General features: G+C 64.9%; 17 protein-coding genes and 2 tRNA genes. 11 read left to right on the top strand and 8 right to left on the bottom strand.

The genetic code is table 11. The features are described 5' to 3' along the window. Window positions 1-70 precede the first annotated feature (70 nt). The 5 genes from RXV95_RS09060 (at window position 71) to RXV95_RS09040 (ending at window position 2,793) form a co-directional block, all read left to right on the top strand. Window positions 71-295 (top strand): hypothetical protein, encoded by a 225-nt coding sequence (locus RXV95_RS09060; protein ID WP_338465727.1) that lies wholly within the window; start codon window positions 71-73, stop codon window positions 293-295. Continuing rightward, window positions 292-621 carry a cell division protein ZapA gene (locus tag RXV95_RS09055; protein WP_338465726.1) on the top strand — a complete coding sequence of 110 codons (330 nt, stop codon included), beginning with the start codon at window positions 292-294 and terminating at the stop codon, window positions 619-621. Before RXV95_RS09060 ends, RXV95_RS09055 begins: the two co-directional genes overlap by 4 nt. A 212-nt stretch (window positions 622-833) precedes the next feature. Further along, complete coding sequence (locus RXV95_RS09050) at window positions 834-1,457, top strand: 5-formyltetrahydrofolate cyclo-ligase (protein ID WP_338465725.1); 624 nt, start codon at window positions 834-836, stop codon at window positions 1,455-1,457. Further along, window positions 1,454-1,660 (top strand): DUF2842 domain-containing protein, encoded by a 207-nt coding sequence (locus RXV95_RS09045; RefSeq protein WP_338465724.1) that lies wholly within the window; start codon window positions 1,454-1,456, stop codon window positions 1,658-1,660. Before RXV95_RS09050 ends, RXV95_RS09045 begins: the two co-directional genes overlap by 4 nt. A gap of 47 nt (window positions 1,661-1,707) precedes the next feature. Further along, entirely contained in the window at window positions 1,708-2,793 is a 1,086-nt protein-coding gene (locus RXV95_RS09040; protein WP_338465723.1) for an MBL fold metallo-hydrolase, read from the top strand. 40 nt (window positions 2,794-2,833) lie between these two features. Here the strand turns inward: RXV95_RS09040 and RXV95_RS09035 are convergent. Beyond that, a tRNA-Asp gene (locus tag RXV95_RS09035) sits at window positions 2,834-2,910 on the bottom strand. Window positions 2,911-3,118: 208 nt separating this feature from the next. On the opposite strand from RXV95_RS09035, the gene RXV95_RS09030 reads away from it, so the two are divergent. Beyond that, window positions 3,119-3,601 (top strand): hypothetical protein, encoded by a 483-nt coding sequence (locus tag RXV95_RS09030; protein ID WP_338465722.1) that lies wholly within the window; start codon window positions 3,119-3,121, stop codon window positions 3,599-3,601. Window positions 3,602-3,890: 289 nt separating this feature from the next. Here RXV95_RS09030 and RXV95_RS09025 read toward each other — a convergent pair whose 3' ends face one another. The 4 genes from RXV95_RS09025 to thyA form a co-directional block, all read right to left on the bottom strand. Then, the gene (locus RXV95_RS09025; protein ID WP_338465720.1) at window positions 3,891-5,228 is read right to left on the bottom strand and encodes a dihydrolipoamide acetyltransferase family protein; all 1,338 of its coding nucleotides are present in this window, start codon (window positions 5,226-5,228) and stop codon (window positions 3,891-3,893) included. A 4-nt stretch (window positions 5,229-5,232) separates the two neighbouring features. Continuing rightward, window positions 5,233-6,240 (bottom strand): alpha-ketoacid dehydrogenase subunit beta, encoded by a 1,008-nt coding sequence (locus RXV95_RS09020; protein WP_338468540.1) that lies wholly within the window; start codon window positions 6,238-6,240, stop codon window positions 5,233-5,235. A 47-nt stretch (window positions 6,241-6,287) separates the two neighbouring features. Next, window positions 6,288-7,577, bottom strand: a complete 1,290-nt coding sequence (locus RXV95_RS09015; RefSeq protein ID WP_338465719.1) for a 3-methyl-2-oxobutanoate dehydrogenase (2-methylpropanoyl-transferring) subunit alpha — start codon at window positions 7,575-7,577, stop codon at window positions 6,288-6,290. A 133-nt stretch (window positions 7,578-7,710) separates the two neighbouring features. Further along, window positions 7,711-8,667: a thymidylate synthase gene (gene thyA, locus RXV95_RS09010; protein ID WP_338465718.1), complete on the bottom strand. Its 957-nt coding sequence runs from the start codon at window positions 8,665-8,667 to the stop codon at window positions 7,711-7,713. A 101-nt stretch (window positions 8,668-8,768) separates the two neighbouring features. On the opposite strand from thyA, the gene RXV95_RS09005 reads away from it, so the two are divergent. Continuing rightward, window positions 8,769-8,845, top strand: a tRNA-Pro gene (locus RXV95_RS09005). 55 nt (window positions 8,846-8,900) lie between these two features. On the opposite strand, the gene cls is transcribed toward RXV95_RS09005, so the two are convergent. Both cls and recG read right to left on the bottom strand, forming a co-directional pair. Beyond that, the gene (gene cls, locus RXV95_RS09000) at window positions 8,901-10,334 is read right to left on the bottom strand and encodes a cardiolipin synthase (protein ID WP_338465717.1); all 1,434 of its coding nucleotides are present in this window, start codon (window positions 10,332-10,334) and stop codon (window positions 8,901-8,903) included. Further along, window positions 10,331-12,388: an ATP-dependent DNA helicase RecG gene (gene recG, locus RXV95_RS08995; protein ID WP_338465716.1), complete on the bottom strand. Its 2,058-nt coding sequence runs from the start codon at window positions 12,386-12,388 to the stop codon at window positions 10,331-10,333. The genes cls and recG overlap by 4 nt, the downstream gene beginning before the upstream one ends. Window positions 12,389-12,583: 195 nt before the next feature. Between recG and RXV95_RS08990 the strand changes: the two genes are divergently transcribed. From RXV95_RS08990 to mfd, 3 genes are all read left to right on the top strand, one after another. Continuing rightward, the gene (locus tag RXV95_RS08990; protein WP_338465715.1) at window positions 12,584-12,991 is read left to right on the top strand and encodes a host attachment protein; all 408 of its coding nucleotides are present in this window, start codon (window positions 12,584-12,586) and stop codon (window positions 12,989-12,991) included. 56 nt (window positions 12,992-13,047) lie between these two features. Then, window positions 13,048-13,329, top strand: coding sequence for a succinate dehydrogenase assembly factor 2 (locus RXV95_RS08985; RefSeq protein WP_338465714.1), 282 nt, complete (start codon window positions 13,048-13,050; stop codon window positions 13,327-13,329). Between the two features lie 125 nt (window positions 13,330-13,454). Next, window positions 13,455-16,958: a transcription-repair coupling factor gene (mfd, locus tag RXV95_RS08980; RefSeq protein ID WP_338465713.1), complete on the top strand. Its 3,504-nt coding sequence runs from the start codon at window positions 13,455-13,457 to the stop codon at window positions 16,956-16,958. 19 nt (window positions 16,959-16,977) lie between these two features. Here the strand turns inward: mfd and RXV95_RS08975 are convergent, their stop codons facing one another. After that, complete coding sequence (locus tag RXV95_RS08975) at window positions 16,978-18,246, bottom strand: GGDEF domain-containing phosphodiesterase (RefSeq protein ID WP_338465712.1); 1,269 nt, start codon at window positions 18,244-18,246, stop codon at window positions 16,978-16,980. A gap of 171 nt (window positions 18,247-18,417) precedes the next feature. On the opposite strand from RXV95_RS08975, the gene RXV95_RS08970 reads away from it, so the two are divergent. Further along, on the top strand, window positions 18,418-19,197 hold the full coding sequence (locus RXV95_RS08970; protein WP_338465711.1) for an NAD kinase: 780 nt from the start codon (window positions 18,418-18,420) through the stop codon (window positions 19,195-19,197). Window positions 19,198-19,210: the final 13 nt, after the last annotated feature.

Below are 19,210 nucleotides of genomic sequence, written 5' to 3'. Positions count from 1 at the left end.
CGAACGCCCTGTCGCGGCACCTCGTAGCGCCCCGGCTTGCGAGCCGGGGTTATTGTGCTAGCCATCCGGAATGGATGACAACCGCGTGACCATGGCGCTGCAACGACTGGAGGCCGCGATTGCGCGCGCGGAAAGCGCTGTGCGCACGCTTCCGGCCGATGGCGCGGCGAATTCGGATTCCGCCGGATCGGAAGCCGAATTCGCCGCGCTTCACCAGCGCCACTCCGCCCTGAAGCAGGCTGTCGCCACCGGACTGCGGCAGATCGACGAGATGCTTGAAGGGCTGCCGCGATGAGCAATGTGACCCTTACCATTGGCGGGCGCGATTTCACGGTTGCCGCCGCCGATGGCGAAGAGGACCACATCGCCCGGCTTGGCCGCATGATCGATGACCGGCTGCGCGAACTGGGTTCGGCCGCCAGCGGGCAGAGCGAAAACAGGATGCTGCTTTTCGCGGCGCTGGTGCTGGCGGACGATCTTTTCGAGCTGAAACGCAAGGCCGGCGCGCACGGCGGCGCGGCGGACGAAACGGCGGGACGCATCGCCGGAGAGGTGGAAGCCCTGGCCGATCGTATCGAAAAGCTTGCATCAGACCTTGAGGGCCGGTCGCAGGCATCCTAAATGACGCTGCGACGGGCCTGCCCGGAACGAGCCGACTGAAATATCCCTGAGGCTATAAGCAATCCACGGGGGCTGTCCCTGCCCGGGCCACTCTGTTTCCATTGGGGTCCGGTGCATATGGCTCCCACCTGACGTTGAGGCGTCAGAGGATTTTTCCGGCAAACGACCCATGGTGGGTCCGTCACCCATTTTCGTTCCCGGCGGAGTTCCCCTTGACCGATCCAGACGCAAGCAACGCCGCCGGCAAGGCGGACTTGCGCAGGAAACTGCGCGCGGCACGGCGCGAGCATGTGGCCTCGCTGGACGAGCGGGTGCGCGCCCTGCTGTTCAAGCGCCCGCCCGCCGCCGTGGCCGCCCTTGTCCCCGAAGATGCGACGGTCGGGCTCTATGCGCCCGCGGTGGGTGAAGCGCCGGCAAGCGCCTATGCCCGCTGGTTTCACGAAGAGGGCCATCCGGTCGCCCTGCCCTGGTTCGCGCAGCGGGGCGCGCCGATGGAATTCCGGCAATGGGAAACCCCGTGGATCGAGGAAACGCTCGCCACCGGGCCATACGGCGCCGCGCAGCCCGCCGACGATGCCGCCGCAGCGGTTCCCGGCGTGCTGTTCGTTCCCCTTGTCGGCTTCACCGCGGACGGGCACCGTCTCGGCCAGGGTGGCGGCCATTACGACCGCTGGCTGGACGCGCATCCGGGCACCATCGCCATCGGCCTCGCCTGGGATTGCCAGCTGGTCGATTCGCTACCGATGGAGCCGCACGATCACCCGCTCCACGCCGTCGTCACCCCTACCCGCCTCTATGGTCCGTGGAGCAGGGATACAGGGGAGCATGCCGCGTGAAGCCGACCTGGCGCAAACCCTTTGGCATCCTGGCGCTTCTGGCCGGTCTGGCCGTCTATGCGGTGCTGGTCACGTGGCTGATAGAGCCGATATCCGCATGGCCCGTCTGGGCGCAGGTGCCTGTCTATGTCGTGCTTGGCGTGCTGTGGCTCCTGCCGCTGCGGCCGTTCCTGATCTGGATGGAAACAGGGCGCTTTCGCTAGGGTTGTATCTTCGCTAGCCTTCCCGAAACATGCGGGAGAGGCAGGCCATGGCAAAACGCGGCCGCATTGTCGTTTGGCTGGTCGTGGTGCCGGCGCTGGCGTTCAGCGGGCTATGGCTTGCGCAGAAACCGCTGGGCGAATGGCTTTTCACCCGCGCCGTAGAGCGGAATATCGGCACGGACCCTTCGGCCAGCCTTGAAGACGGGCTGCACGCCTATCTTTGCGGAAGCGGCTCCCCGCTGCCCGATCCGGATCGGGCCGGTCCCTGCGTGGCGGTTCTGGCGGGCAAGGACGCCTTCGTGTTCGATGCAGGATCGGGGTCTGTCCGCAAATTGTTGCGCATGGGATTTCCGATCCACAAGCTGAAGGGCGTTTTCCTGACCCACCTCCATTCCGATCACATCGACGGGCTGGGCGAGCTTTTGCTGCAATCGTGGATCGGCGGATCGCGCAGCACGCCGACCCCGGTCTATGGCCCTGTTGGAACAGACAGAGTGGTGGACGGCCTGCGCGAAGCCTACACCATGGACGAAGGATTCCGCATTGCGCATCACGGCACCAGGGTCGCCAATCCGGCGGGCTTTGGCGGCAAGGCCCATATCCTCTCGCTGCCCGACGGCCCGCCGGGAAAGACCGTGGCATGGCAGGGTGACGGGGTTACGATCACCGTCATCCGCGTGCACCACGATCCGGTGAAGCCCGCGTTCGGCTATCGCATCGACTACAACCGCCGCGCCGTCACGTTGAGCGGCGATACAACCTATTCCCCCACCCTCGCCTCGGCCGCGAAAGGATCGGACGTCGTCTTCCACGAAGCGATGAACATGCAGATGGTGCGGCAGATGGGCGCGGCGCTGAAGAAGCGCGGACAAGCCAATACCGCGCAGATCATGCACGATATCCAGAGCTATCATTCAAGCCCGGAAGATGCCGCCAAGGTCGCCCAGCAGGCGGGCGCAAGGCTTCTGGTGCTTTACCACCTCGTCCCGCCCCTGCCCTCGCGCCTGATGGACGCGGCATTCATGGGCAATGCCCCCACGATGTTCAACGGCAAGATCGTGGTGGGTCGCGACGGCTTGCGCGTGGACCTGCCGGCGGCGAACAAGGAAATAGAAACACACGAAACGCTGTAGCGTCCGCGCGGGGCGCCATCTCTCTATAATGTAAGGGAAATGGCGCGAGTGACGGGACTCGAACCCGCGACCTCCGGCGTGACAGGCCGGCGCTCTAACCAACTGAGCTACACCCGCTTGAGTGTGTTCCCCGTGGGGAGACGCGCCCCTAGTGCAGCGTGCAAAGCCTGTCAACCGCATTCGGCCCGCCTTTCGCGTCGACGCACGAAGCTGTGGAAAATCATGGTTTCCGCCGCGTTAACCAAACATTCGCACTTCGCTGCGAAAAATCCGTTCCGAAGCCGCTCCGCGCAACAACCGGCGGGCGGAATCGGGGGGCAATGAGATGAATGCACGCACGATTTTCGCAGCGGCGCTGATTGCAGGCACGACGATGGCCGGCGCGACGATGCCTGCGGCAAGCGCGGCCGCGCGGCCGGTGAAGTTCGCCAGCGACGTGTTCGTGGAAAAGTTCGTCCCCGCCCACGGCGGCCGCATGAACCGTATCCTCGAACGGGCCGACCGGCTGCAATCGGGCGACCGGGTGATCTTCGTGGTCAACTGGACCGCCGACGCCGCCCGCCCCTTCACGGTGACCAACACCGTTCCCAGTTCCATCGCCTTCCAGCGCACCGCCGAGGATGCGGAGGACGTGTCGATCGACGGCGGAAAGACCTGGGGCAAGCTGGCCGACATGCGCGTGACAGAAGCCGACGGCTCGGTTCGCCACGCCACGCCCGACGACGTTACGACGCTGCGCTGGCGCGTGCCCACCCGCATCGCCGCGGCGGGAACCGGCCAGATCACCTATAGCGGCGTTGTGCGCTAGGGGCTGCGGCGATCCAGCCCATGCGGGCCTGCGAACGGCACTTTTGCTAGCTTCCGGTGCTCACGTACTGAAGTACGCTGCGCTCCGGGTCTCGCAACAGCACCATTCTCGGCTCCACCTGACCTGAATCCCCCCACCCCCTGAGGTGTTTCGAAACCCTGCTTTCGAACCGGCCCACCCCCAGCCCCTCCCGCAAGCGGGAGGGGAGCAGGACTTGCGCCGCCGGAAGCTGTGTTATTCGCAGCGAGGCGAGTAAGCGCGCGCAGGCCGATTTTCGACCGACACGCTCTCAGTCCGCCAGCAGCAGCACCGGCTTTTCGATCAGCTTCTTCATCGCCTGGACGAAACTGGCCGCATCCCAGCCATCGACCACGCGGTGATCGCAGCTGATCGAGATGTTCATCAGCTTGCGCTTTTCGATGCGCTCGCCGCCCATGCCGTCGGGCATGAACATCGGTCGCTCGACGATGCGGTTGGGGCCGATGATCGCCACTTCCGGCCGGTTGATCACCGGCGTCGTGGCCACACCGCCCAGCGGACCGAGCGAGGTGACGGTCAGCGTCGAACCCGAAAGCTCCTCAGGCTTCGCCTTGCCGGTACGCGCGGCGTCGGCAAGGCGCACGATCTCACGCGCCAATTGCCACAGGTTCAGGCTCTGCGCGTTGCGGATCACCGGAACCATCAGCCCCGCGTCCGTCTGCGTCGCCATGCCAAGGTGCACCGCGCCGGAACGCGTGACCACGCCCGCCTCGTCATCGAAGCGCGCATTGATCATCGGAAAGTCGGGCAACGTGCGGCACATCGCTGTGATCAGCAGCGGCAGCATCGTCAGCTTGGGCTTGTCTCCGCGACTGTCGTTCAGTTGCGCACGCATCCGTTCAAGCTCTGTCACGTCGCATTCCTCGACGTATGAGAAATGCGGGATGTTGCGCTTCGATGCCGCCATGTTTTCGGCAATGCGGCGGCGCATCCCGATCACCTTGATCGTCTCGTCCCCGCGCTCCGGCCCGGCGGAGCTGTATCCCCCGCGCGCGTTGTAGGAGAGGAACGCATCAAGGTCGGCATGACGGATGCGGCCGTCCTCGGCGGGCCGGACTTCCGCCAGGTCGATGCCCAGGTCTTTCGCGCGGGCGCGCACGGCGGGGGACGCCATGATCCTTGCCCCGGCGGCGACCGTCGCGTGCCGCCCTTCGACGGGCTCTGTCCGAACGGGGGCTGGCGCCGGCGGTGGAGGAGGTGGCGGCGGAGGCGGAGGCGGCGGAGGCGGAGGTGGTGGTGCAGCCTCGCGCACCGGTTCCGGTTCGGGCGCTTCCGGCTCGTCGCGTTCTTCGATCAACTCGACATGCGGCGGGGCGGATTCGGCGGCTTCCACGTCCGCCGCATCGCCTTCGATCTCTATCACCACAAGCGGAGAGCCGATGGAGACGACATCGCCCACATCGCCCGCCACTTCGACGACGGTGCCCGTCACCGGGCTTTCCATCTCGACCGTCGCCTTGTCGGTCATCATGTCGGCCAGGCGGCCGTCTTCCTCGACCGTGTCGCCCGGCTTCACGTGCCAGGCGACGATCTCTGCCTCTGCGATGCCTTCACCGATGTCGGGCAAGCGGAAGGTAAAACGTGCCATTGCGTCAGGAATCCTTGAGCAGCCGGTCCATCGCCTCGCCAATGCGGACGGGTCCGGGGAAGTAAGCCCATTCCAGGCTGTGCGGATAAGGCGTGTCGAAGCCGGTCACGCGTTCGATCGGCGCTTCGAGGTGGTAGAAGCAGTGTTCCTGCACCAGCGCGGACAGTTCCGCGCCAAAGCCGGACGTGCGCGTCGCTTCGTGCACGATCATGCACTTGCCGGTCTTTTCGACCGAGGCGACGATCGTATCGATGTCGAGCGGGACCAGCGTGCGCAGGTCGATGATTTCCGCATCGACGCCCTTTTCCTCGCACACCGAAGCGACGACGTGGACCATGGTGCCGTATGCCAGCACCGTCATCGCCGCGCCTTCGCGCGCGATGCGCGCCTTGCCCAGGGGAATGGAATAATACCCTTCGGGCACCACGCTGTCGGGATGCTTCGACCACGGTTCGACCGGCTTGTCATAGAACCCGCTGAACGGCCCGTTATAGATGCGCTTTGGCTCGAAGAAGATCACCGGATCGTTGTCCTCGATCGCGGCGATCAGCAGTCCCTTCGCATCGTGCGGGTTGGACGGGATCACCGTTTTCAGGCCGGCAACGTGCGTGAACAGCGCCTCGGGGCTCTGGCTGTGGGTCTGCCCGCCGAAGATGCCGCCGCCGAAGGGCGATCGCACCGTCATCGGCGCAATGAACTCTCCGGCCGAACGATAGCGCAGGCGTGCCGCTTCGCTGATCAGCTGGTCGAGCCCCGGATAGATATAGTCGGCAAACTGGATTTCGGGCACCGGGCGCAGGCCATAGGCGCCCATACCCACTGCCGCGCCGATGATGCCGCATTCGCTGATCGGCGTATCGAATACGCGGGTCTTGCCGTATTTCTTCTGCAGACCGGCGGTTGCGCGGAACACACCGCCGAAATAGCCGACGTCTTCCCCCATGATGATCACGTCGGGATCGCGATCCAGCATGATGTCGAGCGCGTTGTTGATCGCCTCTATCATGTTCATCCGGCGCGACGGGGCCTTGGCCAGCGAAAGGGGGGCTTCCTCGAAGGTCACTTCTCGTACTCCTTCCAGGTGGGCCACTTGATCCGGCGTTCGCGGATCGCCTGTTCGGCCTGGTCGTCAAGATGCCAGGGCAGTTCCTCGAACACGTCCTCGAACATCGTATGGAAGGGATGGTGCAGCCCGTGGCCAAGGATGCCGTTCTTTTCTGCCTCCTTGGTGGCGGCCTTCACCTGTTCCATCAGGTCCGCATCCATCGCCGCGTGCTGATCGTCAGACCATTCACCCAGCGCGATCAGGTGGTTCTTCAGCCGCATTACGGGATCGCCCAGCGGCCATTCCTCACGCTCATGGGCCGAACGGTACTGGCTGGGATCGTCCGAGGTGGAATGGCCTTCGGCGCGATAGGTGAAGTGTTCTATCAGCGTCGGCCCCATGTTGGCCCGCGCGCGGTTCGCCGCCCACTGCACCGCGGCATGGACTGCCAGCGGATCGTTGCCGTCAACGCGCAGCCCCGCAATGCCATAGCCCACCGCACGCGCGGCGAAGGTCGTGCGTTCGGCACCCGCGAAGCCCGAAAAACTGGAAATCGCCCACTGGTTGTTGACGACGTTCAACACCACCGGCGCATTGTAGACGGCGGCAAAGGTCAATGCGGAATGGAAATCACCCTCGGCGGTAGAACCCTCGCCCACCCAGGCCGCCGCGATGCGCGTATCGCCCTTGATCGCACTGGCCATCGCCCAGCCTACCGCCTGCGGATACTGCGTCGCCAGATTGCCGCTGATCGTGAAAAACGAATGATCGCGGCTGGAATACATGATGGGCAGCTGGCGGCCCTTCAGCTTGTCGGCGCGGTTCGAATAGATCTGGTTGATCATCTCGACCAGCGGATAATTGCGTGCGATCAGCACCCCTTGCTGGCGATAGCTGGGGAATACCATGTCATCGTCCGCCAACGCAAAGGCGGAAGCGACGCTGGTCGCCTCTTCACCGGTGCATTTCATGTAGAAGCTGGTCTTGCCCTGCCGCTGGCCGCGATACATCCGGTCGTCGAATGCGCGGGTAAGCGCCATCGTGCGCAACATCCGGCGCAGCGTTTCGGGATCGAGCTTCGGATCCCACGGGCCTTGCGCCTTGCCCGCGTCGTCCAGAACGCGGATCAGGTCTGTGCAAAGCGGGTGGGTTTCGGCGGCTTCACAGGTCTCGTCCGGACGCGGCTGCGCGCCCGCTTCGGAAATCGCGAGATCCGTGTAATCGACCGTGTCGCCGGGCCGGAACCTGGGTTCGGGCACGTGAAGCGAAAGCGGGTTCAGGTTGCTGCGCGAGGCTGCGGTCATGACTGTCGTGCCTGCATTTGCCGACTCTCCCTCATCATCCGAACGCACGGAAACCCGCGTTGTGCCGGATGATGCAAAATTATAACGCGCAGTTATTTTATTGCGCGAACGTTTCCGAGTCAATCAGCGCCGGTCAAACCGCGACAGGTGCGGCAATGGGCTTTTGCGGAGTGTAGCCCGAAACGGCGAAGTCTTCGATACGGTATCCGAAGATACTATCCGGTCGCCGCGCAATCTCAAGCCTGGGATCGCCTTGCGGGGTGCGCGAAAGCTGTTCTTCCACCAGGTCCGCGTGGTTCAGGTACAGGTGCGTATCGCCGCCCATCCACACCAGCGCCCCCGGCTGAAGCCCTGCCTGCTGCGCCAGCATCCGGGTGAACAGCGCCGCGCCGAACAGATTGAACGGCAGGCCCAGCGCAACATCGCAACTGCGCTGGTAAAGCAGGCACGAAAGCCGGCCATCTGCGACGTGGAACTGATAGGTCTTGTGGCACGGCGGCAGCGCCATCCGGTCAAGCTCCGCCACGTTCCACCCTTCGACGATGTGGCGACGGCTGCCGGGGTTGTTCTTCAGGCTTTCGACCACCTGGGCCACCTGGTTCACGCCCGGCCCGGCGCGGAACAGCCCTTCCCCCGCGGCTTCATACGTCGGCCAGTCGACCCACTGCTTGCCGTAGACCGGGCCGAGATCGCCCCATTGCGCCGCGAAATCCGCATCCGCCACGATCCGGTCGGAAAAGGCCTGGCGCGCGATATCCTCACCCGTCGCCTTGCGATAACGGTCCAGCGGCCAGTCGGTCCAGATCTGCACGCCTTGCGCGCAAAGCGTGCGGATATTGGTGTCGCCCGTCAGGAACCACAGGAATTCGCGCGCGGCGGTTTTCCAGTAAACGCGCTTGGTGGTGAGCAGCGGAACACGATTACCCGACAGATCGAATCGCAATTGCGCCCCGAACACCGACCGCGTGCCGACGCCGGTGCGGTCGATTCGTTCGTCGCCCTGCGCCCAGATGCGGCGCATAAGGTCGAGATACTGCCATTCGTAATGGCTGCGGGTTGTGGAATCGGTCTGATCGAGCGCGGTCGCCATGAAATGACACTAGGCGCGAGATTGCCCGCTTGCCACCCCGCCATTCGCTCTCTATAGGCGCCGCTCTGCCTCACCCCGCCGCACGGCGGGTGGGACCCGGTCGGGGAGTAGCTCAGCCTGGTAGAGCACTGTCTTCGGGAGGCAGGGGCCGGAGGTTCGAATCCTCTCTCCCCGACCAATTTCCCCATTTGAACGGCCATCCGGGGGATGGCCGCCCGACGCGAAATCCGCCTTCACAAAATCGGGCTTACCGTCACCAGCAGGTTGTTGAGCAACTTGCGCGCCACGCCCCACCTTGCCACGTCGCCCGGCGAAACGGCGCGCGAATCCGCCTGCCATTCCATCTGCCGCGCGCGCAGGGCCGCTGTCGTCTGCCGGTCGCGCATCAGGATGTTGTTCTCGAAATTGAGGTCAAAGCTGCGCCGGTCCATGTTGGCGGAACCGATCAGCGCGATCTCTCCGTCCACGGTCAGCGTCTTGGCGTGGAGCAGGCCCTTTTCGTATTCGAACAGGCGCACCCCGGCGTCCAGCATGTCGGCATAGTAACTGCGGCTGGCCCCTGCCACCACGCGCGAATCGTTACGCGCGGGCAGGATCAGCGTGGTCGAAACCCCGCGCCGGGCCACCGCGACGATATCCGACATCAGCGAATCGTCGGGCACGAAATAGGGCGTGGTGATGATCACCTCGCGCGCGGCGGTGTGCAGCATGGAGCAGAACACCTCGGACATCGCCGCATATTCCAGGGTCGGCCCCGTCCCCATGACCTGCGCGATAACCGGCGCGTCGGGCGGCTCGGGATTGTCGGGCGACAGGTAACTGCCCAGATCGTCGTGCCCTTCGGCCATCCAGTCGCTGGCGAAAAGATACTGGTGCTGCTGCGCGACGGGGCCGGTGAAACGCATCATCACGTCAATCCACGGCGCGTATTTCGCCTTTACGCGAAATTCGGCGTCGGCGGCGTTCTGGCTGCCGAAATAGGTGATCGCGTTGTCGACCACCACGACCTTGCGGTGGTTGCGCAGGTCGATCCGCGAAAACAGAACGCGCAGCACCGGGTTGCCCACTTGCAGAGCGACATCCAGCTTCACCCCGGCAGAGGCCATGCGCCGCCAGTGGTGCGATGCGATCATGTCCGCCGACCCCACGCCGTCGGCCATCGCGCGCACGGCCACCCCGCGCAGCGCGGCCCGGCGCACCGCTTCAACCAGTTTCAGCCCGTTCGTATCGGTCAGCCAGATGTAGAAACAGATGTGCACACTATCGGTCGCGGCTTCGATATCGGCCACGACGCGGTCTATCGCCTCGTTCGCATCCGCCATCAGTTCGGGCCGGGGGCAACGGACGGCGCCCAGGCGATTTATGTTGCGTGCGGCGATGAACGGCGCGGCATAGCGATCTTGCGGATCGTGATCAAAAGACCCGTCCCACCCGTGCGGGCGCGGCAGGCGATCGAGGATTGCCCGCAGTTCACGCTTGCGCCTGCGCCCGACGCTGGTTTCACCCAGCAGCACATAGGCCACGATGCCGCCCACCGGGATCAGCAGGATCGCAAGAATCCAGGCAAGGCGCGAAGCCGGATCGCGGTTCGGGCGATAGAGCGCGCGCCCGATAAACGTGGCGTGCAGCACGAAATAGGCGATCGAAAGAAGGTGCGCCCAGGTCATCCGCCCCTCAGGAGCTGCACGCCCCAGTCGCGCTCGAACAGGTAGAGCAGGACGCGCGCCGCTTCTCCGCGCGGGCCGGCAAGGCCGCTGTCGCGCTCCAGCAGCAAACGCGCATCGTCATGCGCCAACGGCAGCAGTTCCGCGATCTGTTCGAAGCTGGCGATGCGGAACGGCGTATCGCCCGATTGCCGCGTGCCCAGCAGTTCACCGCCGCCGCGCAGGCGCAAGTCCTCTTCGGCCAGGCGGAACCCGTCCTGCGTCTCGCGCATCAGGGCAAGCCGTTCCCGCCCCGTTTCGGACAGCGCATCGCCGCGCAGTAGCAGGCAGGTGGACTTGTCCGCCCCGCGCCCGACACGCCCGCGCAACTGGTGAAGCTGCGCGAGGCCGAAGCGTTCTGCCTGTTCGATCACCATCAGCGTGGCGTTGGGAACGTCAACACCGACTTCGATGACCGTGGTGGCGACCAGCAGCTTTGCTTCACCGCGCGCGAAGCGTTCCATCGCGGCGTCCTTGATTTCCGGCCGAAGCTGCCCGTGGACCAGCACGACGGCATCGCCGAACCGTTCCTTCAACGCAGCGAAACGCGCCTCGGCGGCGGCAAGGTCCGCGCTTTCGTTGTCGCGCACCATCGGGCAGACCCAATAGGCCTGCTGCCCCGTTTCAAGATGCCGCCCGATCGCGCCGACAACGTCTTCCAGCCTGTCTTGCGAAACCACGCGCGTATCGATCGGCTGCCGGCCCGGCGGCATCTCGTCGAGCCGGCTCACGTCCATCTCGCCATATTGCGCAAGCGTCAGCGTGCGCGGGATCGGCGTTGCCGTCATCGCCAGGCAATGCGGGGTGCGCTTGCCTTTCTGCGTAAGCATCAGGCGCTGCCCCACGCCGAAACGATGCTGTTCGTCAATCACCACAAGCGCCAGGTTGTGGTAGGACACGCTCTCCTGGAAAATGGCGTGCGTGCCCACGCAGATGTCGATGCTGCCGTCGAGCAATCCCATCAGGATCGATTCGCGCGCCTTCCCCTTGTCGCGGCCCGTCAGCAGCGCAACGTTGGCGCCGGTCGGCGCGGCCATGCGGCGCAGCGTTTCAAAGTGCTGGCGCGCAAGGATCTCGGTCGGCGCAAGCATGGCCGCCTGCGCGCCCGCCTCTACCGCGATCAGCATCGCGTTCAGCGCCACGGCTGTCTTGCCCGAACCGACATCGCCTTGCAGCAGGCGAAGCATGGGCGCGCCTTGCGCCATGTCGCCCTCGATCTCGGCAATGGAACGCTGCTGCGCGCCGGTGAGCGAGAACGGCAGGTCCAGCTTGTCGCGCAGGCGCCCGTCCCCCGTCAGCGGCGTGCCGCGCCGGCTGCGGTTGGTGGCCCGCACCAGCAGCAGCGCAAGGCTGTTGGCCAGCAACTCGTCATAGGCGAGCCGGTCGCGCGCGGCCTTGTGGACGTTCTTGTGCGCAAGGTGCAGCGCGTCGTGCCACGCGGGCCAGTCCATCCGTTGCAGCAGGCCCGGCTCTATCCATTCGGGCAATTCCGGCAATTGCTCCAGCGCCTGATGGACAAGCGCAGCAACCTTGGGCTGCGTCAGCCCTTCGGACAGGGCATAGACCGGCTCGCAAAGCGTGCCCAGCGCGCCGGCGGCTTCGTTGGCGACATGATCGGGGTGGACAATCTGGAGCGTCTGGCCGAACTGGTCCAGCCTGCCCGAAACCCAGCGCTTTTCCCCCACCGGAAGCTGCTTGCGCGCGGAATAGGATGCGCGGCCGAAATAGGTGAGCGCAACGATGTTCCCGGCCGCGTCTTCCGCCAGCACGCGAAACGGCCCGCGCCCGCTGGATGCGCGATGTTCGCGCACGGTCAGCGGCACGATGATCTGTTCGCCCACGCTCGCTTCATCGAGGTTGGCCACCGTGCGGCGGTCCACGAAACGTTCGGGCAAGTGATAGGCAAGGTCGCGAATCCGCGTGAGGCCCAGCTTGTCCAGCGGCTTCGCAAGCTGCGGTCCCACGCCCTTCAGGCCGCCCGTTTCGGCGAACAGGGGATTTAGCAGGTCGGGTCGCATGCCCGCTTCATAGCCTGACAACGCTTACGGGACAGCGCAAATGTGTTAGCCTGCGCGGCGTTTTCAAATTTGCCTTGGCGCATATGTCGGTCGGCGCATATTTGACCTGGCGCATATTTGACCTGGCGCATGGACCGGCCCGCACGCCGGTGCATTATCGGTGTCACTGGAAAATCGAATCCAAGGGGATCCCACATGCTTCTTGCTCATGGCACTGTCATCGCCGTCGTCGACGGCAAGAATTTCGAGCTTTACCGCAACGCCGGAAACGAGGCCGAGCCGGACCTGTCCGCGCTGCCGACGCCCAAGCTGGACGAACACAACAAGGGCGCGGGCGCGCACCACTATTCCAGTTCCGGCAATCCCACGGGTCACCTTCTGGACGAAGACGCCCACGCCGCGGCGGTTGCCGGCTGGCTGAATTCCGAAGTGCTGGGCCACAAGATCGAAACGCTGGTGGTTTTCGCCGCACCGCGCACGCTTGGCGAGTTGCGCAAGCACTATCACAAGATGACGGAGCGCGCGCTTGCGAAGGAAGTTTCCAAGGACATGATCGGCAAGCAGCCGCACGAACTGGTGGAAGCGCTGCGCGCCAACGCCTGACTTGCGGGAGCGACCGGGGGCTTGCCTGCAAGCGGCCCCCGGCCTACCGCGCGATCATGACCGACGCCGATCAGACACACGACCAGATGATGCGCCGCCTGCGGTTCCGCGCATGGCACCGCGGCACGCGCGAAATGGATTATATGATGGGCTGCTTCTTCGATCGCTTCGCGGCCGGATGGAATGCAGAACAGATCGGCTGGTTCGCGGACCTTCTGAAAGAGGAAGATCCCGACGTCATGGCCTGGGCGATGGGCACGGCGGACGTGCCGGATCGCTTTGCCGGGCCGCAGATGGATGCGCTGAAAAAGCTCGATTTCGTATCCATCGCGCCCTGACCGCTTGATTTCCCGTCAGCCCGCCGCGATAGGCAGGCGAACCGCTCCCCGTTCGGCAAAACGCCGCGCGGGGCAATTGCCATTGCGCGCAATCCAATGCCGTCCGGGCAGAAGCACCAGAAACCATGGCCGATCTGAACCGAATCCTGTCCGCCACCACCCCGCTTACGCTCGCCTCTGTCGCGCGCGGCGCGCAGCCGCTGGTCATGGCGGACCTTTCGCGCGCGCTCGCCCATGCGAAAGAGGGCGGCCGCGCCGTGTTCATCGCGCCGGACGAGGCGGCGATGCGCGCGATTGCGGATACCGCCGGATTCTTTGCGCCCGACCTTCAGGTGATCGAATTCCCGGCGTGGGACTGCCTGCCGTTCGACCGCGCCTCTCCCGCGCTTTCGGTAAGCGCGCGGCGGCTTGCCGCGCTCCACCGGCTGCAACAGGCGAGCGACAAGCCGCAACTGTTCGTCACCACGATCAATGCGGCGACGCAGCGCGTGCTGACGCCCTTCCGCATCCGCGAATCCACGCGCCTGCTGAAACCGGGAACGCGGATCGGGCGTGAAAGCCTGATCGCGCTGCTCCAGCGACAGGGCTATTCGCGCACCGATACCGTGGTGGATGCGGGCGAATATGCCGTGCGCGGATCGATCTTCGATATCTTTCCTTCGGGGCTCGACCACGGATTGCGACTGGATTTCTTCGACGAAGATCTTGAAACGCTGCGCCTGTTCGACCCGAACACGCAGCGCAGCGTGCAACCGGTGCAGACCCACCTGTTGCTGCCGGCAAGCGAAGCGCTTCTGGACGAAGACAGCATAAAACGGTTTCGCGGCCGCTATCGCGAGAAGTTCGGCGCCAACGCCACCGGCGATCCGCTTTACCAGGCCGTCAGCGACGGGCGCCGCCTCGCCGGGATGGAACACTGGCTGCCGCTGTTCGAAGACCGCATGGTCACGCTGTTCGATCACCTTTCAGACAACGATCTTGTGGTGATCGACCAGGCAGCGGCGAAGGCGGCAGAGCAACGCTTTGCCGATATCGCCGATTACCGTGCCGCGCGCTTCGAAGCGGCCGGGCGGGCCGAAGGCAGCTATCGCCCGCTTCCCGCCGATGCGCTTTACCTGACGGCGGATGAACTGGCGCAGGCGCTGGCGGGCCTGCCAGCGCACCGCGTTACCCAGTTTGCCGAGCCTGAATCCGCGACGGTGATCGATTTCGGCTTCACCGGATCGCACGATTTCGCGCCCGAACGCGCGCAGAACCTGAATATCTACGAAGCCGCGTCAAAGCATCTGGCCAATGTCGCCAAAGGCGGGCGCAAACCGCTGATCGCCGCCTATTCCGAAGGGTCGCGCTCGCGCCTTGTCTCCCTGTTGGCAGAAGCGGGCAAGCAGCAGCCCGCGCTTGCCGAAGGCTGGCAGGCAGCGCTGGGACTTGCCGCTTCGGGCCGGTCGGTCGCGCTGGTCCTGCCGCTGGAAAGCGGGTTCGCGAACGGCGACCTGGAACTGCTGACCGAGCAGGATATCCTCGGCGACAGGCTGGTACGCCGCAAGAAGCGCCGCAAGGATGCCGACGCATTCCTGGCAGAGCTTTCCGCGCTCAATCCCGGTGACCTTGTGGTTCACATGGATCACGGCATCGGCCGCTATATCGGGCTGGAACCCATCACGGTCGGCGATTCCCCGCACGACTGTGTGCAGCTGGAATATGCGGGCGGCGACAAGCTTTATATCCCGGTCGAAAACCTGGATGTGCTGTCGCGTTACGGCCATGACAGCGAAGGCGTCGCGCTGGACAAGCTGGGCGGCGAGGCATGGCAGCGGCGCAAGGCGCGGATGCGCGAACGCATCCTCGAAATGGCCGGCCAGTTGATGACGACCGCCGCCGAACGCGCGCTGCGCAAGGGTGACGTGCTGGCGGCCGACCCGGCAAGCTATGGCCCGTTTGTGGACCGCTTCCCGTGGGAAGAGACGGACGACCAGGATCGCGCGATCGAAGACGTGCTGGGCGACCTTACCGAAGGCAAGCCGATGGACCGCCTCGTTTGCGGGGACGTGGGCTTCGGCAAGACCGAAGTGGCCCTGCGCGCGGCCTTCGTCGCGGCGATGGCGGGCCGGCAGGTCGCGGTCGTCGCGCCCACCACGCTGCTTGCGCGCCAGCACTATGCGAACTTCGTCGAACGCTTCAACGGCTTCCCGCTGGAGATCGGGCGCCTGTCGCGCCTTGTCCCCGCGAAGGAAGCCGCCGCCACGCGCGAAGGGCTGGAAAACGGCAAGGTCGATATCGTGATTGGCACGCATGCGCTGTTGTCGAAACAGGTGAAGTTCAAGCGCCTGGGCCTTGTGATCGTTGACGAGGAACAGCGCTTCGGCGTTGCGCACAAGGAAAAGCTGAAGGAACTGAAGACCGACGTCCATGTTCTGACGCTTACCGCCACGCCGATTCCGCGCACGTTGCAGATGGCGATGAGCGGGCTGCGCGAACTTTCCACCATCCAGACCCCGCCGGTGGACCGTCTGGCCGTGCGCACATACGTGATGCCCTGGGACGAGGTGGTGATGCGCGAAGCATTGCTGCGCGAGCACCAGCGCGGCGGGCAAAGTTTCATCGTCGTGCCGCGCATCGCCGATATGCCCGAACTGGAAGACTGGCTGCGCGAAACCGTTCCCGAAGTGCGCTATGTCTCCGCCCACGGCCAGATGAGCGCTGGCGATGTAGAAGACCGGATGAGCGCGTTCTACGAAAAGAGATACGAAGTTCTTCTGTCCACCACCATCGTGGAAAGCGGGCTGGATATTCCCAGCGCCAACACGATCATCATCCACCGCGCGGACCGCTTCGGCCTGGCCCAGCTTTACCAGCTTCGCGGGCGCGTGGGGCGCGGCAAGATCCGCGCCTATGCCTATCTTACCTATCCGGAAGACATGGCGCTTTCCGAAGTCGCGGAAAAGCGGCTGAAGGTGCTGGGCGATCTGGACAGCCTTGGCGCGGGCTTCCAGCTTGCCAGCCACGATCTGGATATACGCGGTGCGGGCAACCTGCTGGGCGATGAGCAATCGGGCCATATCCGCGAAGTGGGCTTCGAACTGTACCAGTCGATGCTGGAAGACGCGATCATGGCCGCCAAGGCCGGAGACCTGGGCCTGATGAAGGACCGCGAAGCGCTCTCGCCCCAGATCACGGTGGATGCGCCGATCCTTATCCCCGACGATTACGTGCCCGATCTTGCCGTGCGCATGGCGCTGTATCGCCGCATGAACGACGCCGAAGGGCCGGATGCCGTGGAAGCGCTGGCCGCCGAAATGATCGACCGCTTCGGCCCCCTGCCCGCACCCACGCAGAACCTGCTGCGGCTGATAGAAATCAAGCGCCAGGCCATCGCCGCCAATATCGCCAAGATCGACGTCGGGCAGAAGGGTGCGCTGGTCAGCTTCCATAACGACGAGTTCGCCGATCCGATGGGGCTGATCGCCTATGTCGAGCGGCTGAAAGGCACCGCGCGGCTGCGCCCGGACAACAAGCTGGTGATCCAGCGCGCATGGGGCAGCGCGGAAGCGCGGCTGAACGGCCTTGTCCAGCTTACGAAGGGGCTTTCCGGCATCGTGGCAAAGGCCAGAAAGGCCAAGGCGGCCTAGGGGAGATCACTGCGCGCGGTCAGGGAAATTCCTTGGCGGGCACAGGTCCGGAGCGCAGGAAACCCTGAAAGGTCTCGCACCCTTCCGTGCGCAGGATCGCAAGCTGATCGTCCGATTCCACGCCTTCCGCCACAACTTTCAGCCGCAGCGCGGCGGCCATCTGCACGATCGCGCGCAAGATGGCGCGGTCACGCGAATCGCGGCCAATATCGCGCACCAGCGAAGCATCGAGCTTCAACGCATTGATCGGGAGCGCCTTCAGCATCCGGAAATTGGAAAAGCCGGTGCCGAAATCGTCCATCGCCACCTGGACGCCGCGCGCGGCAAGTTGCTCCAGCGCGGCACGGCTGGATTCGAAATCGGCAACAAGCGTCTGCTCGGTGATCTCCAGCGTCAGGCGGTCGGGCGCAAGCGCCGCATCGGCCAACGCACTTTCCATCGCCACGCGGAAATCGGGCGTCGCCAGGTCTTCGGCGGTCACGTTCAGCGAAAGGCGCAGGTCGACCGGCCACCCTGCGGCCGTTTCCATCGCCCGCCGCGCGATATGGCGCGATAGCTGCGCGACATGATCGCCGCGTGTGGCGATCGCAAACAGCGTTTCGGCCCCTACCCGTCCAAGTACCGGGTGGTTCCAGCGCGCCAGCGCCTCCGCTCCGACAAGCCGGCCGTCCGTCACCGAGTATTGCGGCTGGAACAGCAGCGCGATCTCGTTCCGGCTCATCGCGCCGATCAGGTCGGCCTCAAGCTGCGCCTCGCTGCGCCCGCGTGCCTTGTGGCTGCCATCGGCCCACAGCAGGCGCCGCGCCGGATGGCGCTGCAGGGTGGAAAGCGCCTGGTCCAACCGGTCGAGCACATCTTCCCCGCCCTCGCCCTCCTGCCCCCGCAACAGCGCAATACGCGGAGCAAGCCGCAGTTCGACACCGTCAACCGTCAAGGGCCGGGCAATCCCGGCGGCCAACGCCTCGGCCAGCCATTGCCAGCGTTCGCGGCTTTCCGGATGGCGCGATGCCACGAAGAACGCCCCGCCCGAAAGCCGGGCGACAAGGCAATCACCCTCAAGTTCCTCGCGCGCGAAGGCGGCGATTCGCCGGGCGATCTCGGCCAGAACGCCGTCGCCGGCCGACGCGCCATAGGCCATGTTGACCGCCTGGAAGCGGTGTAGCCCGGCCAGCATGGCATGCACCGGCCCTGCCCCGTCCAGCCAGGCCCGCGCGGCAGCCGCCGTTGGCAGGCCGGTTAGCAGGTCCGTATCGATCGGATCGACCGTCTGGTTATCAGTATCGCGCATGAACCTCCCTTATCGCAGCGACTGCTTGCCAAAGGGTTCCCGTGGCCAAGCATGTTGGAATCGAAGGGATTGTGCGTTGCAATAACGCCTTTCGGGCCATATCACCGGCGCAAATCCGATGCGGGCGCGCTTTTTGCATCCGCGAAGGACGGGCTTGGGGGACATGATCCGATGAGTGAAGAGCCGCGCCTCGCGTTGCTGGCCTCGATCACCGACAAGGCGCAGGAAGCGGCGACCGAAATGCGCGAGGCGCACGATTTCGTCCCGCTGGAAGAAGCCGAAGCGGTGGTCGTTCTGGGCGGCGACGGCTTCATGCTGCAAACGCTGCACCACATGCTCGACAGCGACCGGGTGATACCCGCCTACGGCATGAACCTGGGCACCGTTGGTTTCCTGATGAACAAGCGGAAATCGAGCCGCTCCATCGTTGAGCGCGTGACGCGGGCAAAGCACGTCACCGTCAATCCGCTGCTGATGCAGGCTGTGACCAACGCGGGCGAGGAATGCGGCTTCTACGCGATCAACGAAGTGTCGCTGCTGCGTGAAACGCGCCAGTCCGCAAAGCTGGAAGTGACGGTGAACGGCAAGGTGCGGATCGCCGAACTCACCTGCGACGGTGTGCTGGTCGCAACGCCTGCCGGGTCCACCGCATACAACCTGTCCGCCAATGGCCCGATCCTGCCGCTGGGATCGGACCTTCTGGCGCTTACCCCGATCAGTCCATTCCGTCCGCGACGCTGGCGCGGGGCGATCCTGCCCGATACATCCACGATCTCGTTCCGCGTACTCGAAGCGGTGAAGCGGCCCGTTGCCGTGGTGGCCGACCAGAAGGAAGTGCGCGACGTAAGCGAGGTTTCGGTCGAGATTTCGCGCAAGCGCAGCCTGTCCCTTTTATTCGATCGCGGCCACAGCCTGGACGAGCGGATCGTGACCGAACAATTCCAGGTCTGAAAATCCGCATCAG

Origin of the sequence: Novosphingobium sp. ZN18A2 (genome assembly GCF_036784765.1) — a bacterium.
Classification (GTDB): Bacteria; Pseudomonadota; Alphaproteobacteria; order Sphingomonadales; family Sphingomonadaceae; genus Novosphingobium.
Note: the sequence above shows the minus strand (reverse complement) of the source record. Positions and strands in the feature narration are given on the sequence as shown.

Bases quoted from the DNA above. Each gene is read 5' to 3' on its own strand.
- RXV95_RS09015 (WP_338465719.1), bottom strand. From the start codon at position 7,577: ATGACCGCAGCCTCGCGCAGCAACCTGAACCCGCTTTCGCTTCACGTG.
- RXV95_RS08990 (WP_338465715.1), top strand. From the start codon at position 12,584: ATGCTTCTTGCTCATGGCACTGTCATCGCCGTCGTCGACGGCAAGAAT.
- RXV95_RS08985 (WP_338465714.1), top strand. From the start codon at position 13,048: ATGACCGACGCCGATCAGACACACGACCAGATGATGCGCCGCCTGCGG.
- RXV95_RS08970 (WP_338465711.1), top strand. From the start codon at position 18,418: ATGAGTGAAGAGCCGCGCCTCGCGTTGCTGGCCTCGATCACCGACAAG.
- RXV95_RS09030 (WP_338465722.1), top strand. From the start codon at position 3,119: ATGAATGCACGCACGATTTTCGCAGCGGCGCTGATTGCAGGCACGACG.
- RXV95_RS08975 (WP_338465712.1), bottom strand. From the start codon at position 18,246: ATGCGCGATACTGATAACCAGACGGTCGATCCGATCGATACGGACCTG.
- recG (WP_338465716.1), bottom strand. From the start codon at position 12,388: ATGCGACCCGACCTGCTAAATCCCCTGTTCGCCGAAACGGGCGGCCTG.
- RXV95_RS09055 (WP_338465726.1), top strand. From the start codon at position 292: ATGAGCAATGTGACCCTTACCATTGGCGGGCGCGATTTCACGGTTGCC.
- mfd (WP_338465713.1), top strand. From the start codon at position 13,455: ATGGCCGATCTGAACCGAATCCTGTCCGCCACCACCCCGCTTACGCTC.
- cls (WP_338465717.1), bottom strand. From the start codon at position 10,334: ATGACCTGGGCGCACCTTCTTTCGATCGCCTATTTCGTGCTGCACGCC.
- thyA (WP_338465718.1), bottom strand. From the start codon at position 8,667: ATGGCGACCGCGCTCGATCAGACCGATTCCACAACCCGCAGCCATTAC.
- RXV95_RS09020 (WP_338468540.1), bottom strand. From the start codon at position 6,240: ATGAACATGATAGAGGCGATCAACAACGCGCTCGACATCATGCTGGAT.
- RXV95_RS09025 (WP_338465720.1), bottom strand. From the start codon at position 5,228: ATGGCACGTTTTACCTTCCGCTTGCCCGACATCGGTGAAGGCATCGCA.
- RXV95_RS09040 (WP_338465723.1), top strand. From the start codon at position 1,708: ATGGCAAAACGCGGCCGCATTGTCGTTTGGCTGGTCGTGGTGCCGGCG.
- RXV95_RS09060 (WP_338465727.1), top strand. From the start codon at position 71: ATGGATGACAACCGCGTGACCATGGCGCTGCAACGACTGGAGGCCGCG.